The sequence below is a fragment of the Amycolatopsis sp. WAC 04197 genome (assembly GCF_003947475.1).
GTDB classification, from domain to species: domain Bacteria; phylum Actinomycetota; class Actinomycetes; order Mycobacteriales; family Pseudonocardiaceae; genus Amycolatopsis; species Amycolatopsis japonica.
In genome coordinates, this window is the sequence record NZ_QHJK01000007.1 from 292,719 (window position 1) to 307,417 (window position 14,699).

Genomic DNA, 14,699 nt, shown 5'->3' on the forward strand with positions numbered 1-14,699 from the left:
ATGAACGGAAGCCGTCGGTAGTTTCTGGCGAAACCTTGGGGGATAAGGGAAATCAGATCACGGACTGCTCCGAAACCGGCAGGCACACGGTGAACCGCGTGTCACCCGGCGCCGAATCGACCCGCAGATCGCCCTGATGCCGTTCGACGACGATGCGCCAGGAGATGTCCAGGCCGAGACCGGTCCCCTGCCCCACCGGTTTCGTGGTGAAGAACGGCTCGAAGATCCGCTGCCGCACCTCCGCCGGGATACCGGGCCCGGTGTCGCCGATCTCGACGTGCACGTGATCGTCCACCCTGGACGTCCGCAGGGTCAGCGTGCCCTCGGTCCCCATGGCGCCGAGCGCGTTGTCGATGACGTTCGTCCACACCTGGTTGAGCTCGCCCGCGTACGCCGGGATCCTCGGGATCGTGTGGTCGTACTCCTTCACCACGCGGATCCCCGGCGCGATCTTGCCCGCCAGCATCACGAGGGTCGAGTCGAGGCCTTCGTGGACGTCGATCCACTGGTGCGGGGCGCGGTCCATCTGCGAGTACTGCTTGGCCTTGCCGACCAGTACCGAGATCCGGGTGGTCGAATCCTCGATCTCGCCCATCAGCATCTCGGTCTCGAGCGCGTACGCGAGCCAGCGGACGGCGCCGTCGAGGAAGGTCTCGCCGACCGCGTCGAGCAGCCGGTCGAGATCCGGCACCGTCAGCCCGGCGCGGACGTAGATGTCGGCGAGATCCCAGCCCTGGTCGATGCCGTGGTCGTCGAACCAGTCGCCGATCTCGTCCTCGCGGTCGGCCTGCTGCATCGCGGTCAGCTTCGGCGCCGACGCGACCTGTTTGACCAGCTGTTCCTGGATGTCGAGCAGCTGCTCCAGCAGCGTCGGGTCGACGTTCTTCTTCGCCAGCATCGCGAGCTTGTGCCGCATCCCGGCGACCCGCTCCCGCAGCGACGCCGTCGCGCGGACGGCGGCGGCCGCCGGATTGTTGAGCTCGTGGGTCAGCCCGGCGGACAGCTCGCCGAGCGCCAGCAGGCGCCGTCGCGAACCGATGACGGTGTCGCTGTTGCGCCAGCCGAGGTACATGCCCTCCAGCAGATGCGTCGCCATCGGGAACCAGCGGCGGAACTCGGTGGCGAATTCGGCCGCGGGCAGGGTCAGGAAAGTGAGGTCGCTGACCGCGTGCACCGACGCGCCGTAGGTGTGCTCGGTCTCCTGGTGCACGAAGAACTGCGTCGCGCCGCAATACGCGCCTCGCTGGTCGGACCGGATCGTCTCGACCTCGGTGCCGCCGACGAGCCGCGTCATCCGCAACGCGCCCGACAGCAGGAGATAGAAGCAGGTGGCCGGTTCACCCTCGCGCATGACCGTGGTGCCGCCGGTGTACTGCTCCAGCACGGCGTGCTCGTCGATCCAGTCGAGTTGCTCCTCGCTGAGATGCTCGAAGAGGAAGAGCCCGCGCAGTTCTTCCCTGGGCAGAACGCTCATTGCTCCTCCAAGTACCGGTGGACCAGGGTGACCGCCATGGCGCCTTCGCCGACGGCCGACGCGACACGCTTCACCGACGCGGCCCGGACGTCGCCCGCCACGAACACGCCCGGGATGGACGACTCCAGATAGTGCGGGTCGCGGTCCAGCGGCCAGCCCGGCGGCGGGCCGCCGTCGGTGAGCAGATCGGGACCGGTGCGCACGAAACCGTGGTCGTCCCGCTGGATCTCCGTGCCGAGCCAGTCGGTGCGCGGGGCGGCGCCGATGAAGATGAACAGGTGCCCGGTGGGCACCGTCTCGGTCGCGCCGCCGTTCTCGCACAGGGTCAGCCGTTCGAGGTGATCGTCGCCGTGCGCCTCGACCACGGTGGTCCGGGTGCGGACGTGGATGTTCTCGATCCCGGCGATCTGCTCGATCAGGTAGTGCGACATCGACGCTTCGAGCGACTGGCCGCGGACGAGGATGGTGACGTCGGCGGCATGCTTGGAGAAGAACACGGCCGCCTGCCCCGCCGAGTTCGCGCCGCCGACGATGTAGACGTGCTCGCCCTTGCACTCGGGCGCCTCGGTCGCGGCCGAGCCGTAGTACACGCCGCGGCCGGCGAGTTCGGCGACGCCGGGGGCTTCCAGCGCCCGGTAGGTGACGCCGCTGGCCAGCACCACGGAATGCGCGGAGATCTCGGTGCCGTCGCCGAACATGACCACGCGCGCGGAACCGCGTGCCTCCAGGCCCACGACGTCGCGGGCGGTGAGCACCTCGGCGCCGAACTTGAGCGCCTGCCGCCGCGCGCGGTCGGTGAGCTGCGCGCCGGAAACGCCGTCCGGGAAGCCGAGGTAGTTCTCGATGCGGGAGCTGGTGCCCGCCTGCCCGCCGGTCGCCTTGCGCTCGACGATGACGGTCCGCAGGCCCTCCGACGCGCCGTACACGGCCGCCCCGAGCCCGGCGGGCCCGCCGCCGATCACGATCAGATCGTAGAACTCCTGGGTGGGCCGGGTGGAGAGGCCGACGGCGTCGGCGAGTTCCGGCCCCGACGGCTGGCGCAGCACCGTGCCGTCCGGGGTGACCAGCACCGGGATGTCGTGCGGCGCCGCGTCCGCCGCCTCGAGGATCCGGCGGCCCTCGTCGTCGTCGACGGAGTACCAGCGGTACGGCACGGCGTTGCGCGCCAGGAAGTCGCGCAGGTGGAACGACGGAGAGGAGTACCGGTGGCCGATGAGCTTGATCTCGTCGACCGGCCGCTCCCCCACCGCGCGCCACGTCTCCACCAGCGCGTCGACGACCGGATAGAGCTTCTCCTCCGGCGGGTCCCACGGCTTGAGCAGGTAATGGTCGACATCGACGACGTTGATCGCCTGAATCGCGGCGTCGGTGTCGGCGTAGGCGGTCAGCAGCGCGCGACGCGCGTTCGGGAACAGGTCCATCGCCTTTTCGAGGAAGACGATGCCGTCCATCTGCGGCATCCGGTAGTCGGCGAGGATCGCGGCCACGGCGTCGCCGCGCAGCTTGATCTCGCGCAACGCGTCGAGGGCGTCGGCGCCGGAATCGGCCCGGATGATCCGGTAGTCCTTTCCGTACCTTCGGCGCAGGTCACGGGCGACCGAGCGGGATACGGCGGGATCGTCGTCGACGGTCAACAGGATCGGCTGGCTCACCGGATCAGCCTAAGCCCTCTTGCCGAGCCCCTAGCCCTTCAGGCTTGGGTGAGTTTCCGCAACCGGAAGGCCAGGACGAGCAGCATCACGCCGTACAGCAGGGCGTAGATCCCGACCAGGAGGGCGATCCCGTACGCGCCGGCGATCGGGTTGAACACGATCACGATGCCCGCGATCAGGGACAGCGCGCCCGCCGCGATGAGGAACGCCTCGCCCTCGATCTGCTTGCGCAGCCGGATCGCCGCGACGATCTCGACGATGCCCGTGAAGATCGCCCAGAAACCGACCAGGAGGGCCAGCACCAGCACCGTGATCCCGGGCCAGATCAGGACGAGGACACCGGCGATGATCCCGAACGCGCCGAGGACACCGTAGGCGGCGCGATGAGCGGCGTCGCCCGGCCGGAAGGCCTGCATGATGCCGCCGATGCCGTCGAAGATGGCGTAAATGCCGTAGAGGATCGCGAGGGCCAGGACGGTCGTTCCCGGCCAGATCAACGCGAGAATGCCGAACAGGATGGCGAAAACCCCGCGCACGGCGGCGAGCGGCCAGGCCAGGCGGGGTTCGACGACGGTGAGACCGACGAGAGGCATGTGCCGAGTATCGGAGCGCCCGCGCGGGAGCGCGCGGCACGCCACCCGTTGGGGTGAGGCCGGTGCGCGCCGCGACCGCCATCACGGCGCGCACCGGGGTCGTCAGGGATAAGCGACCAGGTTGGCCACGTTCGATCCCGAGTTGGCCGGTCCACCGCGGTCGTTGATCACCCGGGCGATGGTCCCGTTCCCGCCGAGGGAGACGGCGACCATACTGCGGAACCGGACGTTCGCGTTGTTCGGCACCTCGATCGCGCGATCCGCCACCACACTCGGATTCACGTTGAAGAAGCAGTAGCTGCCGAGCCCGTAGGCCTCGTGGTTCGTCACCGAATCCGCCACCTTGTAGGCCGCGTAACCGCGCGTCGAGCCGTTCATCCAGGCGGCCTGATTCGGCGGGTCGTAAGGCATTTCGTTCTGGTAGAAGTACGTCCGGCCGCGTTCGCCGGTCCAGATCGTCTGGTACTTCTGGTAATGCTCGACGAACAGGCCGTACATCGTGACGTCGTCACCGCTGACGATCAGGCCGGTGTCGGCGGTGTTGGTGTTCCACCCGACCCCGCTGCCGTGATCGGCGCGCCAGATCCACAGGTGGTCACCGATGACGTCGTCGCTGTTGACCACCAGGCTGTTCGTGGCCTTGCCGACGCCCGCCCCGCCGATACGGAAGAACACGTCGTACAGCGAAGTCGGGTTGGCCGCGTGGTCCTGCGCGGAGTTCGCCGGGCCGACCTCCATCAGCGTGTTCGAGTTCGTGGTGCCCGCGTCGATCAGCACGCCGGCGATCTTGACGCCGTCGACGTCGGCCACCGTCATCGCCGTGATGCCGTTGTCCGGGATCAACGTCGCCAGGCCGAGTCCCAGCACGACGGTGTCGGGCCGCGTGACGCGCAGCGTCTCGTTGAGGTGATAGACGCCCGGCGTGATCAGGAGGTCCTTGCCTTCGGCGAGGGCCGCGTTGATCTGCGACGCCGTCGTGCCGGGCTTCGCGATGAAGAACCGGCTGATCGGCAGCGAGGATCCCGGCTGGCCGGCGCCCCACGTGATCCCGGAGGCGTTGGTGCGCTTGGAAGGCACGAAGACCTGGTACGCACCCGCGGCATCGACGTAGAGGAACGGCTTCTCCCGCACGACCGGCGTCGTGTTCACCGTGGTGTACGGCGGATTGGGGAAACTGGTCGACGGTGCGCCACCGACTCCGGCGAAGACCATGTTCCAGTTGGAGCCGCTCCAACTCCCGAACTGCGAATTGCGCGAGATCCACTGCTGCTGCGAGCCCGACCGCACCTGGCCGTCGACCTTCACGTCGGACATCCACCCACCGCTGGACCAGCCGCCGTCGTCGAGCTGCAGGTTGCCGCGGACATGCATGCGGCGGTACGGCGCGGCCTGCGAAACGGCCCACCTATCGGTGCCGCCGTTGGGATTCACGGACAGGTTTTCCGCACCACGCCAGAAGTTCTGCGTCGCGTTGCCCTGGAACCAGTCGGCCTCCGCGTGCACCGCGCCGTTGATCGTCACGTTGTCGGGAGACAGGCCGAGCCCCAGCACCTGCGTGTAGAACCCGACGTTCACATCGACGTTGTACGAGCCCGGCTTGAACAGCAGTGCCTTCCGGTTCGGGCCGAACTGACTGGTCTCCTGCTGCGAGAACACGCTGTTCACCTGGGACTGGATCGCCGACTGCGACATCGCCGGATCGAAGACGAGCACGTTCGGCCCGAGGTCGGGGTTCGCGGTGCCGGAGACCGGGGTGAGCCGGAAGGACTGGGCGCCGGTGCCGTTGCAGGCGTACTGCTGCAGCTGGGTGCTGTCCTGGGTCGAGAGGCCGGGGATGTCCAGGCACTTGCCGCTGTTGCGGCTCACGAAGTGATACGTCCCGCCCGACTCCTCGACCGGCTGCCACTGCTGGTTGTTCCCGCCGCCGTAGGCCCACAGGTGGATCAGCCCACCGTCGGCCGTCGACACCTCGGCGACGTCCCACACCTGCGCCGGGGCGTTGCGGGTGTTGACCCGGTAGTAGCCGCCCGAGGTGGGCTGGAACTGCCATTGCTGGGAAAAGGTCTGGTTGCAGGCGTACTGCTGGACGACCGTCCCGTTCGCCGTCCCGGCGGCGCGCGCGTCCACGCATTTCCCGCCGGTGGTCGACACGGTGTACCAGGTGTCGGGAACGATGGCCGCCTGCGCTGCCGGAGCCACCACCAACAGTGCTCCGACCAGGGAAAACAGGGCTATCAGGACTGCTCTGGCCCTCATCAGGGTCTCCTCCGCGTCATTCGGGCAGGGCGAGCTGAGGCGGAGCCCAAGTGGAGACGCGGCGTAGCGGGCGGGGACCTCGGCGTCACGATGCCCGAAACGTAACGGCGGTCACACGCGGAGTCAATACACGGCTAAAAATAAGTCGCAAAGATGCAGGTCATCGACGTTCGACCGGCCCCCGGGCGCATAGAGTGACCCCCGCGTGAACGGCCTCCGCGGGCGGTGTAATGTATGGACACACGAGATGCGGAGAACAAATCCGCTCCGGGGCTATGGCGCAGCTGGTAGCGCACCTCACTGGCAGTGAGGGGGTCAGGGGTTCGAGTCCCCTTAGCTCCACAGTTACGAAACACCGCCCACCTGGCAGATTCGCCGAGGTAGGGCGGTTTTTTCGTTTCGCCTCACTTTAAGAGTTGACTCTCTGTTGTCGCGTGGTCGCGGTCGAGGTCGGTCGGCGTGGTCAGCCATTCGTTTGGCTGGACGTCGCTCAACAGTCGATCCGCCATAGCCGGTGTCAGCACCATGCTGTCTTCCTTGTGCCATGGCGTCTTGGCCGGCTTGAGTCTGCCGTCGCCTTTCCGTTTGAGCTCTCCACGTTTCGGTCGTTCGTAGATCTTGTTTTCCTCGGTTCGCACGCGGAAGTAGTACCGGTCGTAGATCGCTTTGACTTTGTTGTTGAGCGTGGTGAGGGTGATGTCCTGGCCCGACCCCCCGTGGTGAGCCCGGTTCCGCAGGACAGTGAGGGCGAGTACAGCGGCTGCGGCACCGGGCACGCGGTGATGCTCGTTCACCGGCGTCAGGTTGTGCGGATTGGACACGATGTTCTCGATGTGAGCGGCGGTCTCGTCTCCCCACTCGACGACCGCCTGGAGTGCTTCCGCTTTGTACACCGCGCGGAACCTGCGAAGTTCCTCCTCGCCCGCGTCCTTCAGTACCCCCATCAGCACCAAGCACTCCCGGATGACACCGTCCATGTGCTCGTAGGTGGTCATGAATGCCTTGTACTGCTTGCGGAAATCTTGGTGGGCGGTGTCCTCGTAGTACTGGTTTCCCAGCTTGTTCCGTGCGACGGTCCACTCGCTGTGTTCTTCGCTCGCGTCATCCACCCACTTTTTGGCATAGTCGTGCCACTTCGCCAGGGTGAGTTCGATCCCGGCGCGGGTCTTGCGGGTGATGACCTCGGCGTTCATCCTGGGGTAGCGGAACCCGGACACCGGCTTTTCACCGGATCCAGCGATGGCGATCAACGCCCGGCAGAGCGCGGTGACCTCTTCTTCTTCGTCCAGATCAATGAGGCCGTGGTCGTGCACCGACTCGTCAAGCGCAGCCAGGGCGCCGCGCAGCGCGGTGAGTCGCACCGCGCTGGGCTCTCCCCACCGTCGCGGGATCTCCGGGTGCAGGTACTCGCGCGCCGCGAACGCGGCTTGCAGGTCCTCGGCACGTACGTCTAACGCGCGCTTCGACTGCCCGCCCGACTTGAATGCCACCTGCCGCTGGACGGCAGCATTGACCGCGCGGTTTCCTGCCGCTCGCTGCAAGGCCAGCAGATTGTTGTGCGGCGGTCTTGGCGCACCCGGCTGGGCGGAGCAGTCGAATCGGGCTATTCGGTCTAGTTTCGCGCGCATTCGCCCAACGCAACCGCAGGCCGCGCCGCCGCGCACTGTCCGAAAGGGCAGTCGTGAGGGCAGAAAATCCCGTTCCCACAAGGGGTCCACCTTCAAACGCGCGATGCCAACGGCACCGTCGTATTCGAAGGGACTCTGTAGCCGACCACGCGAACGACTCAGCTGATGAAGCCCGCCGACTTGAGCCAGTCGCGAGCGACCGTCGCCGCTTTCTGTCCATCGACGCTGACCTTCTTGTTCAGGTCCGTGAGCGTCGCGGTGTCGAGCTTCGCGGCGATCGGCGTGAAGACCTGCTCCAGCTGCGGGTACTTCTGGGCGAGCGGAGTGGCGATCGTGATGGCCGGGTTGTACGTCGGGAAGAAGTGCTTGTCGTCCTCGAGCACGGTCAGCTGCTGCGCGGCCACGCGACCGTCGGTGGAGGCGACCGAGCCGAAGCCGCACGGGTCCCCCTTGCCGATGCTCGGGTAGACGACGGCGTCGTTGAGCAGGTGCACCTGCGCGTCGGGCAGGGCGAACCCGTAGGCCTTCGCCAGGCCGGGGAACCCGTCGTCCCGGCTCTTGAATTCCGGGCCCATACAGGTCGAGGCCGCGGCCGGGTCCCGTTTCACCAGGGCCGCGTAGTCGGACAGCGTCTTCACGCCGGTCCGGGTCAGTGTCGCCGGGTTTCCGGCCAGGGCGTAGGTGTCGTTGGCCGGCGAGCGTGCCCACCAGGTGACGCCGTTGGCGGTGTCGGCCTGTTTGACCGCGTCGTACTGCGCCTGCGGGTCGCTGATCGGCTTGGTCTGGTTGAGGTAGCTGATCCAGGCGGTGCCGGTGTATTCCCAGTACAGGTCGACCGCGCCGCTGGTGAGCGCCTGGCGGACGTTGCTCGAACCGGTGATGTTGGTCTTGTCCTCCGGGCTCACCCCGGCCGCCTGCAGGGCGACGATGGCGATCTGGCCGAGGAGCAGCTGCTCGTCGAACTCCTTGGAGCTGACGCGGATCCGGGCGCCGTTCAGCGCGTCGATCTTCTTGATGGATCCCGCGCCCACTTGGGCACCGGTCTCGTCCTTGCCGATGGTGCAGCCCGCCGCGAGCGACGCTGACGCGACGAGCGCGAGTACGGCGGCGGTCGTGCGCCGGAGCATCCGCATGGGTGGGTCCTCCTTGAGTCGGTCGAGCTACATTCCGCGCGGGCGCAGGACCTCCTCGGCGACCAGCCCCAGCCAGTCGGCGAAAAGCGCCAGCGCGGCGACGATGATGCCGAAGGTCAGGCTCAGGATCGGCCGGTCCAGCCCGATCCCGGCGACGAGCCCACCCCCGAGGCCGCCGCCGTCGATGAACGTCGCCAGCGTCGCGCTCGCGACGGTGAGCACCAGCGCGGTCCGGATCCCGGCGAGGATCACCGGGACGGCCAGCGGCAGTTCGATCCGCCACAGGACGGCCGTCTTGCCCATGCCCATCCCCCGCGCGGCGTCGACGAGGGTCGGGTCGACGCCGTCGAGTCCGACGATCGTGTTGCGCAGCACCGGCAAAGTCGCGTAGACGACGAGCGCCGTCACCGCGGTCGCGGTGCCCGTGCCCATCCAGAGCGCGAGCAGCACGACGAGCCCGATCGACGGGATCGCCTGGCCGAGGTTGCCCAGACCCAGCCCGATGGGCCGGGCCCAGCGGGCGCCGGCGCGGGTGAGCAGGACGCCGAGCGGGAGGGCGATGGCGATGGTGCACGCCGTCGAGATCAGGGTGAGCCGCAGGTGCTCGCCCAGTTCGGTGAAGATCGCGCCGGGGTTGAGGAAACGCTGTTCGATCGAGTCGATCGGATGCGCGCGCACGATCATGAAGAGCGCCAGCAACGCGAGCGTCAGCAGAACCGGGCGTATCAGCAGCCCGAGCCGCCGCCGACGAGGTCGCGCGGGCACCGTGGTGTCCGGCCGAGGCGTCTCCTCCACAGCGGGGATCGCGGGTGCCGCGTCGGTGGACCTCAGCGCCGCGACCAGGATGGCCACGTCGCACACCCCCAGCGGCCGCGCGGTGTCGCCTTCGGTGATCACGACGGCGGTGCGGCCGGTCCGCACCATCACGTCCAGCACGTCCCGCAAGGTGGCGTCGGGCCGGACCGCGGGCGAACCGTCCGGCCCTTCTTCCTGCCGGAGGTCCAGGTCACCCACCCGGATCAGCGCGAGCCGCTTCAGGTTCCGCTTCGAGCCGGCGAAACTCGCGACGTAGTCGTCCGCCGGCGCGGCGAGGATCGCCTGGGGCGTGTCGTATTGAGCGATCACCGACCGCGGCCGCAGCACGGCGATCCGGTCGCCGACCTTCAGCGCCTCGTCGAAATCGTGCGTGACGAACACGATCGTCTTGCGCACTTCCCGTTGCAGGCGAAGGAATTCGTCCTGCAGCCGGGCGCGCGTGATCGGGTCGGTGGAGCCGAACGGCTCGTCCATCAGCAGCACCGGCGGATCCGCGGCCATCGCCCGCGCCACCCCGACGCGCTGCTGCTGACCGCCGGAAAGCTCACGCGGGTAACGGAAACCGTGCTCGCGGGTCAGGCCCACGACGTCGAGCAACTCGCGCACGCGGCCGGCGACCCGCTGCCGGGTCCAGCCGAGCATCCGCGGCACCACACCGATGTTGGCGTCCACTCGCAGATGCGGGAAGAGCCCGATCTGCTGGATGACGTAGCCGGTGTTGCGCCGATGTTCGTCGACGTCGAGCGCCGACACGTCGGTACCGCCGATCGTGACGGCGCCCGAGGTGGGCTCGACGAGCCGGTTGATCATCCGCATGGTCGTCGTCTTGCCGCATCCCGACGGACCGGTCAGCACGACGATTTCGCCCGCGGGGATGCGCATCGTCAGGTTTTCGACCGCCGGTACCGCTCGGCCGGGGTAGTGCTTGCCGACGCCCAGCAACTCGATCGTCTCGCCGCCCGTTCCGGCCGCCGCTCCCGAAGTCACCGGGGCCGCCGTTCCGCGAACACGTGGGCGTCGTCGTGTGGTCAGCTTCCCGACCAGCACGAAGGCCAGGTCGAACAGCAGCGCCAGCACCATGATCCCGAGCGTTCCGGTGAGGACCTGGTTCAGCGAGTTGACCGAACCGAACCGGCCGAGCCCGTCGAAGATCTCGTTGCCGAGGCCGGGACCTTTGACGTACGCGCCGATGGCCGCGATACCGATCGTGATCTGCGTGGAGACCCGGATACCGGAAAGGATCACCGGCCAGGCCAGCGGCAGGCGTACCCGGAACAGCAGCCGCGCGCGGCCGAAGCCCATCCCCCGCGCCGCGTCCACCACGGCCGGATCGACGCCGCGCAGCCCGACGATCGTGTTGCGCGTGATCGGCAGAAGCGCGTAAAGCACCAGCGCGCACAGGACGTTCGTCAGCCCCAGCCCGAACGGGCCGATCAGGATGCCCAGCAGCGCGATCGACGGAATGGTAAGGAACGCCGCCGTCGTCGTGGTCGCCATCGCGCCCAGCCACCGCCGCCGGTAGGTGAGCAGGCCGATCGTCATCCCGATCAGCACGGCCAGCGCCATCGCCGCCAGAGTGAGATCCACGTGCAGGATCGCGTCGTTCACGACGTCGATCCAGTTCTCCCGGAGGTACTCCGACAGGCTCAGGGCGCCGCTCCTCGACGTCGCAGGTCAGAAAAAAGCCGACCACGTCAGGTCCGGCCCGGTCTCAGCCCAACATGCCCGCGGTGCTCCTGTCCACAACTCGACGAAAAGATCCGGTCCGAACGGGCCGCGCTACCGGCCGACCATCTCGGTCATCCAGCCGGTCACCGCGTCGTGCAGCAGTGGCGCGTTGGGCGCGTAGTTGATCGAGTGCCCGTAGCCCGGCACCACGAACGTGCGCAGCCTCGCCTCGGACGAGTAGTACCCTGCCTCGCCCTGCCGCAGGCTTTCCGCGCTGGAGCAGTCGCTGGCCAGCGGGCCGCAGAACACACCGTCCTTTTCTCCCATGGCCACCAGCACCGGGACGTTGATCCGCCTGCTGTACGGAAGCACCAGACCGATCAGGACGGCGTCCACGATCTCACCGGCCGCGATCAGGTCCTTGCTCGCCTCGTCCGAGTCGACGACCTGCTGGTCGAACGGCCCCGGATTGTGGAAAGCGGAGTACCGCATGCCCGCCACCGTGGTCAGGTACGCCGGGTCCAGGCCGACGATCTTGGACATCTTCTCGTCGAGCATCGCCGGGCCCAGCGCCACCAGCGTGGGTGTCACCGTCAGCGGCGCGATCCGATGGGTGAACCCGGTGATCACCACGCCGTCCACGTCACGGAAGGTGGCCGCTTCGATGAGCGCGGTGGCCGATCCGAGCGAGTGTCCGACGAGGACGATCTTGTCGAACCCGGGCCCCACTGTGCCCGTCCGCATCGCCTGGATGGCGTGGTGGACCGCGTTGGCCTGTGCGCTCGCGGACAGCAGCGCGGCCGGAGGCTTGGAGCTGCGCCCCGAACCGACCCGGTCCACCGACAAGGTGGCGTACCCGGCCTTGTTCACCGCCTTGCGGAACGACCGGGTCTCCGAGAGGTCCGGCGGGTCGTAGTAGTCCGATTTACAGGTACCGCCCGGCACCAGCACCTGCAGGGTGCGGCTGCCGCCCGGCGGGACGCACAGCCTGCCGTACATGGTCTGATCCTTGAGTCCCAGCAGCGGCACATCCACCAGCGACACGGGGATGTTCAAGTCCTGGCAAGCCGCCTCCACGGCGGACGCCTGCACGGGGATGAGCACCGCCCCCGCGCACAGCAGGGCCACCGCGACGGCGAGGCGACGCAAGCGAAAACGCACGAAATTCTCCTTTGTGGGGCCTAATCCCGCGGGCGCACCGTCATCGGCATGCCGCGCGGATAGGCGATGGTGGTGTAGCGCACCCGGACCGGGCCGGCGGGTTCGAGGCGCCATCGGGCGAAGATCGTGGCCAGGCCGATGACCACCTCGGCCCTGGCGAACAGATGGCCGACGCACTGCCGGATCCCGTTGCCGAACGGGATGAACACCCCCGGCGGCAACGACCGCACCCGATCGGTGGCCCAGCGGTCCGGATCGAAGACTTCGGGATGGTCCCAATACCGGGGATCGGTGTGCAGGGCGAGCGGGCTGAACATCACCTCGTCGCCGGGCCGTAGCCGCACCGGCCCGAGATCGATCTCCTGCTCGGTCCGGCGCATCAGGATCCACAGCGCGTACATCCTCAGTACCTCGCTGACCACCTGCCCGGTGTAGACCAGCGCGGGCAGGTCGTCGAAGGTCACCGGGCGCCCGCCCAGCACCTGGTCCACCTCCGCCCGCAGCCGGTCCGCGACGCCGGGATCGCGTCCCAGCTCGTGGCAGGCCCACGCCAGGATCAGCGCGGTGGTCTCGGTGCCCGCGGTGAGCAGGGTCATCACCTCGTCGTGCACCTGCTCCCGGGTCATCCGCTCCCCGGTCTCGGCGTCCCGGGCCAAAAGCAACGTGGACAGCAGGTCACCGTGATCGGTGTCGGCGTCGCGGCCCGCCATCAACTCGTGCACCACGGCCTTCATTCGCGCGGTGGCCTCGTCGAAGCGGCGGTTGAACGGGAGCGGCAGTTTCTCCACGAAGCCGGGGGAAAGCACCCGGTACATACCCAGCTGGATGACCAGCGGGATCGAGCGGCGGGCCTCGCGGATCGCCGCCTCCCCCAGTTCCGTGCCGAACAGCGCCTCGCCCACGTTGGTCATGGCCAGCGCCTGCATGTCCGCGTCGATCCGCCGTACCTCGCCCGGCCGCCAGGACCCGGTCAGCGCGGTGGTCGCCCGGACCCAGATCTCGGCGTAGCGGGAAAGGTGCTTCCGGTCGAAGGCGGGCAACATCAGCTTGCGCTGCCTGCGGTGGAAAGGCCCGTCGGACAAGGCCAAGCCGTTGCCCGCGTACGGACGGAATTTGCGGAACATGATCCCGGTGCCGAAGCTCGATCCGTTCGTCACCAGTACCCGGTGAATTAATTCCGGATTCGTGAGGAAATAGGTTTGCAATGGCCCCAATGAAACCTTGACCACGTCACCGTGTTCCCTCAGTCCCGCGGTGAATCGGACCGGACGGCGGACCAGGGCGAGGGTGTGTCCCAGCAAGGGCCACCGGCCGGGTGCCACCCGGACGGACACGGGAACTCCTTGGCATTGACGGAAAATCTGGAAGGCCGCCACGGTACGGGCCCTTCGGCCGCGACGGCAGCGCCCGATCGGGTGTATCCCCGCCACGAAAGACGGATTAAGTCGATTTCGAGGGAGTGGGTATGCTGTTCCGTCTCCCGAACCGATTGAGGTGCGCGATGGCGGGTACACGGGACTGGGTCCCGGCCGGAGTCGATACAGCCACACCGAACGTCGCCCGGATCTATGACTATTGGCTCGGCGGCAACCACAATTTCGAAAAAGATCGCACTACCGCGGACCACCTCGAGCGCACGCTGCCGTGGATCCGGCAGTCGGTGCGGCTCAACCGCGCCTTCCTCGGCCGGGCGGTGCGTTTCATGACCGCCCAAGGCGTCCGCCAGTTCCTCGACCTGGGCGCGGGGATCCCCACCGTGGGCAACGTGCACGAGATCGCCCGGCGGGAGGCGCCTGAGGCCCGGGTGGTCTACGTCGACAAGGAAGCCGTGGCGGTCGCCCACGGCGAGCTGATGCTGGCGGGCGACGACCGCACCGCGGTCCTGCACGCGGACGTGCGCGACGTGGCGAAGGTGCTGGGCAGCCCGGAGGTCCGGCGGTTGATCGATTTCTCCGAGCCGGTGGGCCTGCTGTGCATGCTGCTGCTGCACTGGATCCCGGACGAGGACGACCCGGCCGGGCTGGTGCGCGCCTACCAGGAACCCCTGGCTCCGGGCAGCCTGCTCGCCTTCACCCACATCTCGGCCGACTCGCATCAGGAGTCGTTCGCCGTGGCGAGCGACCAGATGGCCGAGCGGCGCGGCGAGGTGCCGCACACCCGTTCCCACGACGAGGTCCTCGGTCTGCTCGGGGATCTGACGCTGGTCGAGCCGGGTTTGGTGGGCTGTGGCAGCTGGCGGCCCACCGGGCCCACCGACATCGCCGAGGACCCGGCATGGAACGAGCTGATCTACGCGGGCGTCGCACGGAAGTCCTGAG

At 68.1% G+C, this 14,699-nt stretch carries 10 protein-coding genes and 1 tRNA gene; 2 read left to right on the forward strand and 9 right to left on the reverse strand.

Annotation, left to right across the window (positions count from 1 at the left end):
* Positions 1-52 precede the first annotated feature (52 nt).
* The 4 genes from DMC64_RS25415 to DMC64_RS25430 form a co-directional block, all read right to left on the reverse strand.
* Complete coding sequence (locus DMC64_RS25415) at positions 53-1,474, reverse strand: ATP-binding protein (RefSeq protein ID WP_038518070.1); 1,422 nt, start codon at positions 1,472-1,474, stop codon at positions 53-55.
* Positions 1,471-3,126 (reverse strand): FAD-dependent oxidoreductase, encoded by a 1,656-nt coding sequence (locus tag DMC64_RS25420; RefSeq protein ID WP_037346516.1) that lies wholly within the window; start codon positions 3,124-3,126, stop codon positions 1,471-1,473. The genes DMC64_RS25415 and DMC64_RS25420 overlap by 4 nt, the downstream gene beginning before the upstream one ends.
* A 38-nt stretch (positions 3,127-3,164) precedes the next feature.
* Positions 3,165-3,719, reverse strand: a complete 555-nt coding sequence (locus DMC64_RS25425; protein ID WP_038518076.1) for an HdeD family acid-resistance protein — start codon at positions 3,717-3,719, stop codon at positions 3,165-3,167.
* Between the two features lie 102 nt (positions 3,720-3,821).
* Entirely contained in the window at positions 3,822-5,975 is a 2,154-nt protein-coding gene (locus DMC64_RS25430; protein WP_125735574.1) for an RICIN domain-containing protein, read from the reverse strand.
* Between the two features lie 269 nt (positions 5,976-6,244).
* On the opposite strand from DMC64_RS25430, the gene DMC64_RS25435 reads away from it, so the two are divergent.
* Positions 6,245-6,317 (forward strand) — tRNA-Ala (locus tag DMC64_RS25435).
* A gap of 62 nt (positions 6,318-6,379) precedes the next feature.
* Here DMC64_RS25435 and DMC64_RS25440 read toward each other — a convergent pair.
* The 5 genes from DMC64_RS25440 to DMC64_RS25460 all read right to left on the reverse strand — a co-directional run bounded on the left by DMC64_RS25440 (position 6,380) and on the right by DMC64_RS25460 (position 13,715).
* On the reverse strand, positions 6,380-7,603 hold the full coding sequence (locus tag DMC64_RS25440; RefSeq protein WP_125735575.1) for a hypothetical protein: 1,224 nt from the start codon (positions 7,601-7,603) through the stop codon (positions 6,380-6,382).
* Positions 7,604-7,761: 158 nt separating this feature from the next.
* Complete coding sequence (locus tag DMC64_RS25445) at positions 7,762-8,736, reverse strand: glycine betaine ABC transporter substrate-binding protein (protein ID WP_125735576.1); 975 nt, start codon at positions 8,734-8,736, stop codon at positions 7,762-7,764.
* Positions 8,737-8,763: 27 nt separating this feature from the next.
* Positions 8,764-11,160 (reverse strand): ABC transporter permease subunit, encoded by a 2,397-nt coding sequence (locus tag DMC64_RS43685; RefSeq protein ID WP_125735577.1) that lies wholly within the window; start codon positions 11,158-11,160, stop codon positions 8,764-8,766.
* Positions 11,161-11,331: 171 nt separating this feature from the next.
* On the reverse strand, positions 11,332-12,381 hold the full coding sequence (locus tag DMC64_RS25455; RefSeq protein WP_233629801.1) for an alpha/beta hydrolase: 1,050 nt from the start codon (positions 12,379-12,381) through the stop codon (positions 11,332-11,334).
* Positions 12,382-12,401: 20 nt separating this feature from the next.
* Positions 12,402-13,715 (reverse strand): cytochrome P450, encoded by a 1,314-nt coding sequence (locus DMC64_RS25460; RefSeq protein ID WP_125735578.1) that lies wholly within the window; start codon positions 13,713-13,715, stop codon positions 12,402-12,404.
* Between the two features lie 167 nt (positions 13,716-13,882).
* Here DMC64_RS25460 and DMC64_RS25465 point away from each other — a divergent pair, with 167 nt between their 5' ends.
* A complete protein-coding gene (locus tag DMC64_RS25465) occupies positions 13,883-14,698 on the forward strand; it encodes an SAM-dependent methyltransferase (protein ID WP_125735579.1) in 816 nt (271 codons plus the stop codon).
* Position 14,699: the final 1 nt, after the last annotated feature.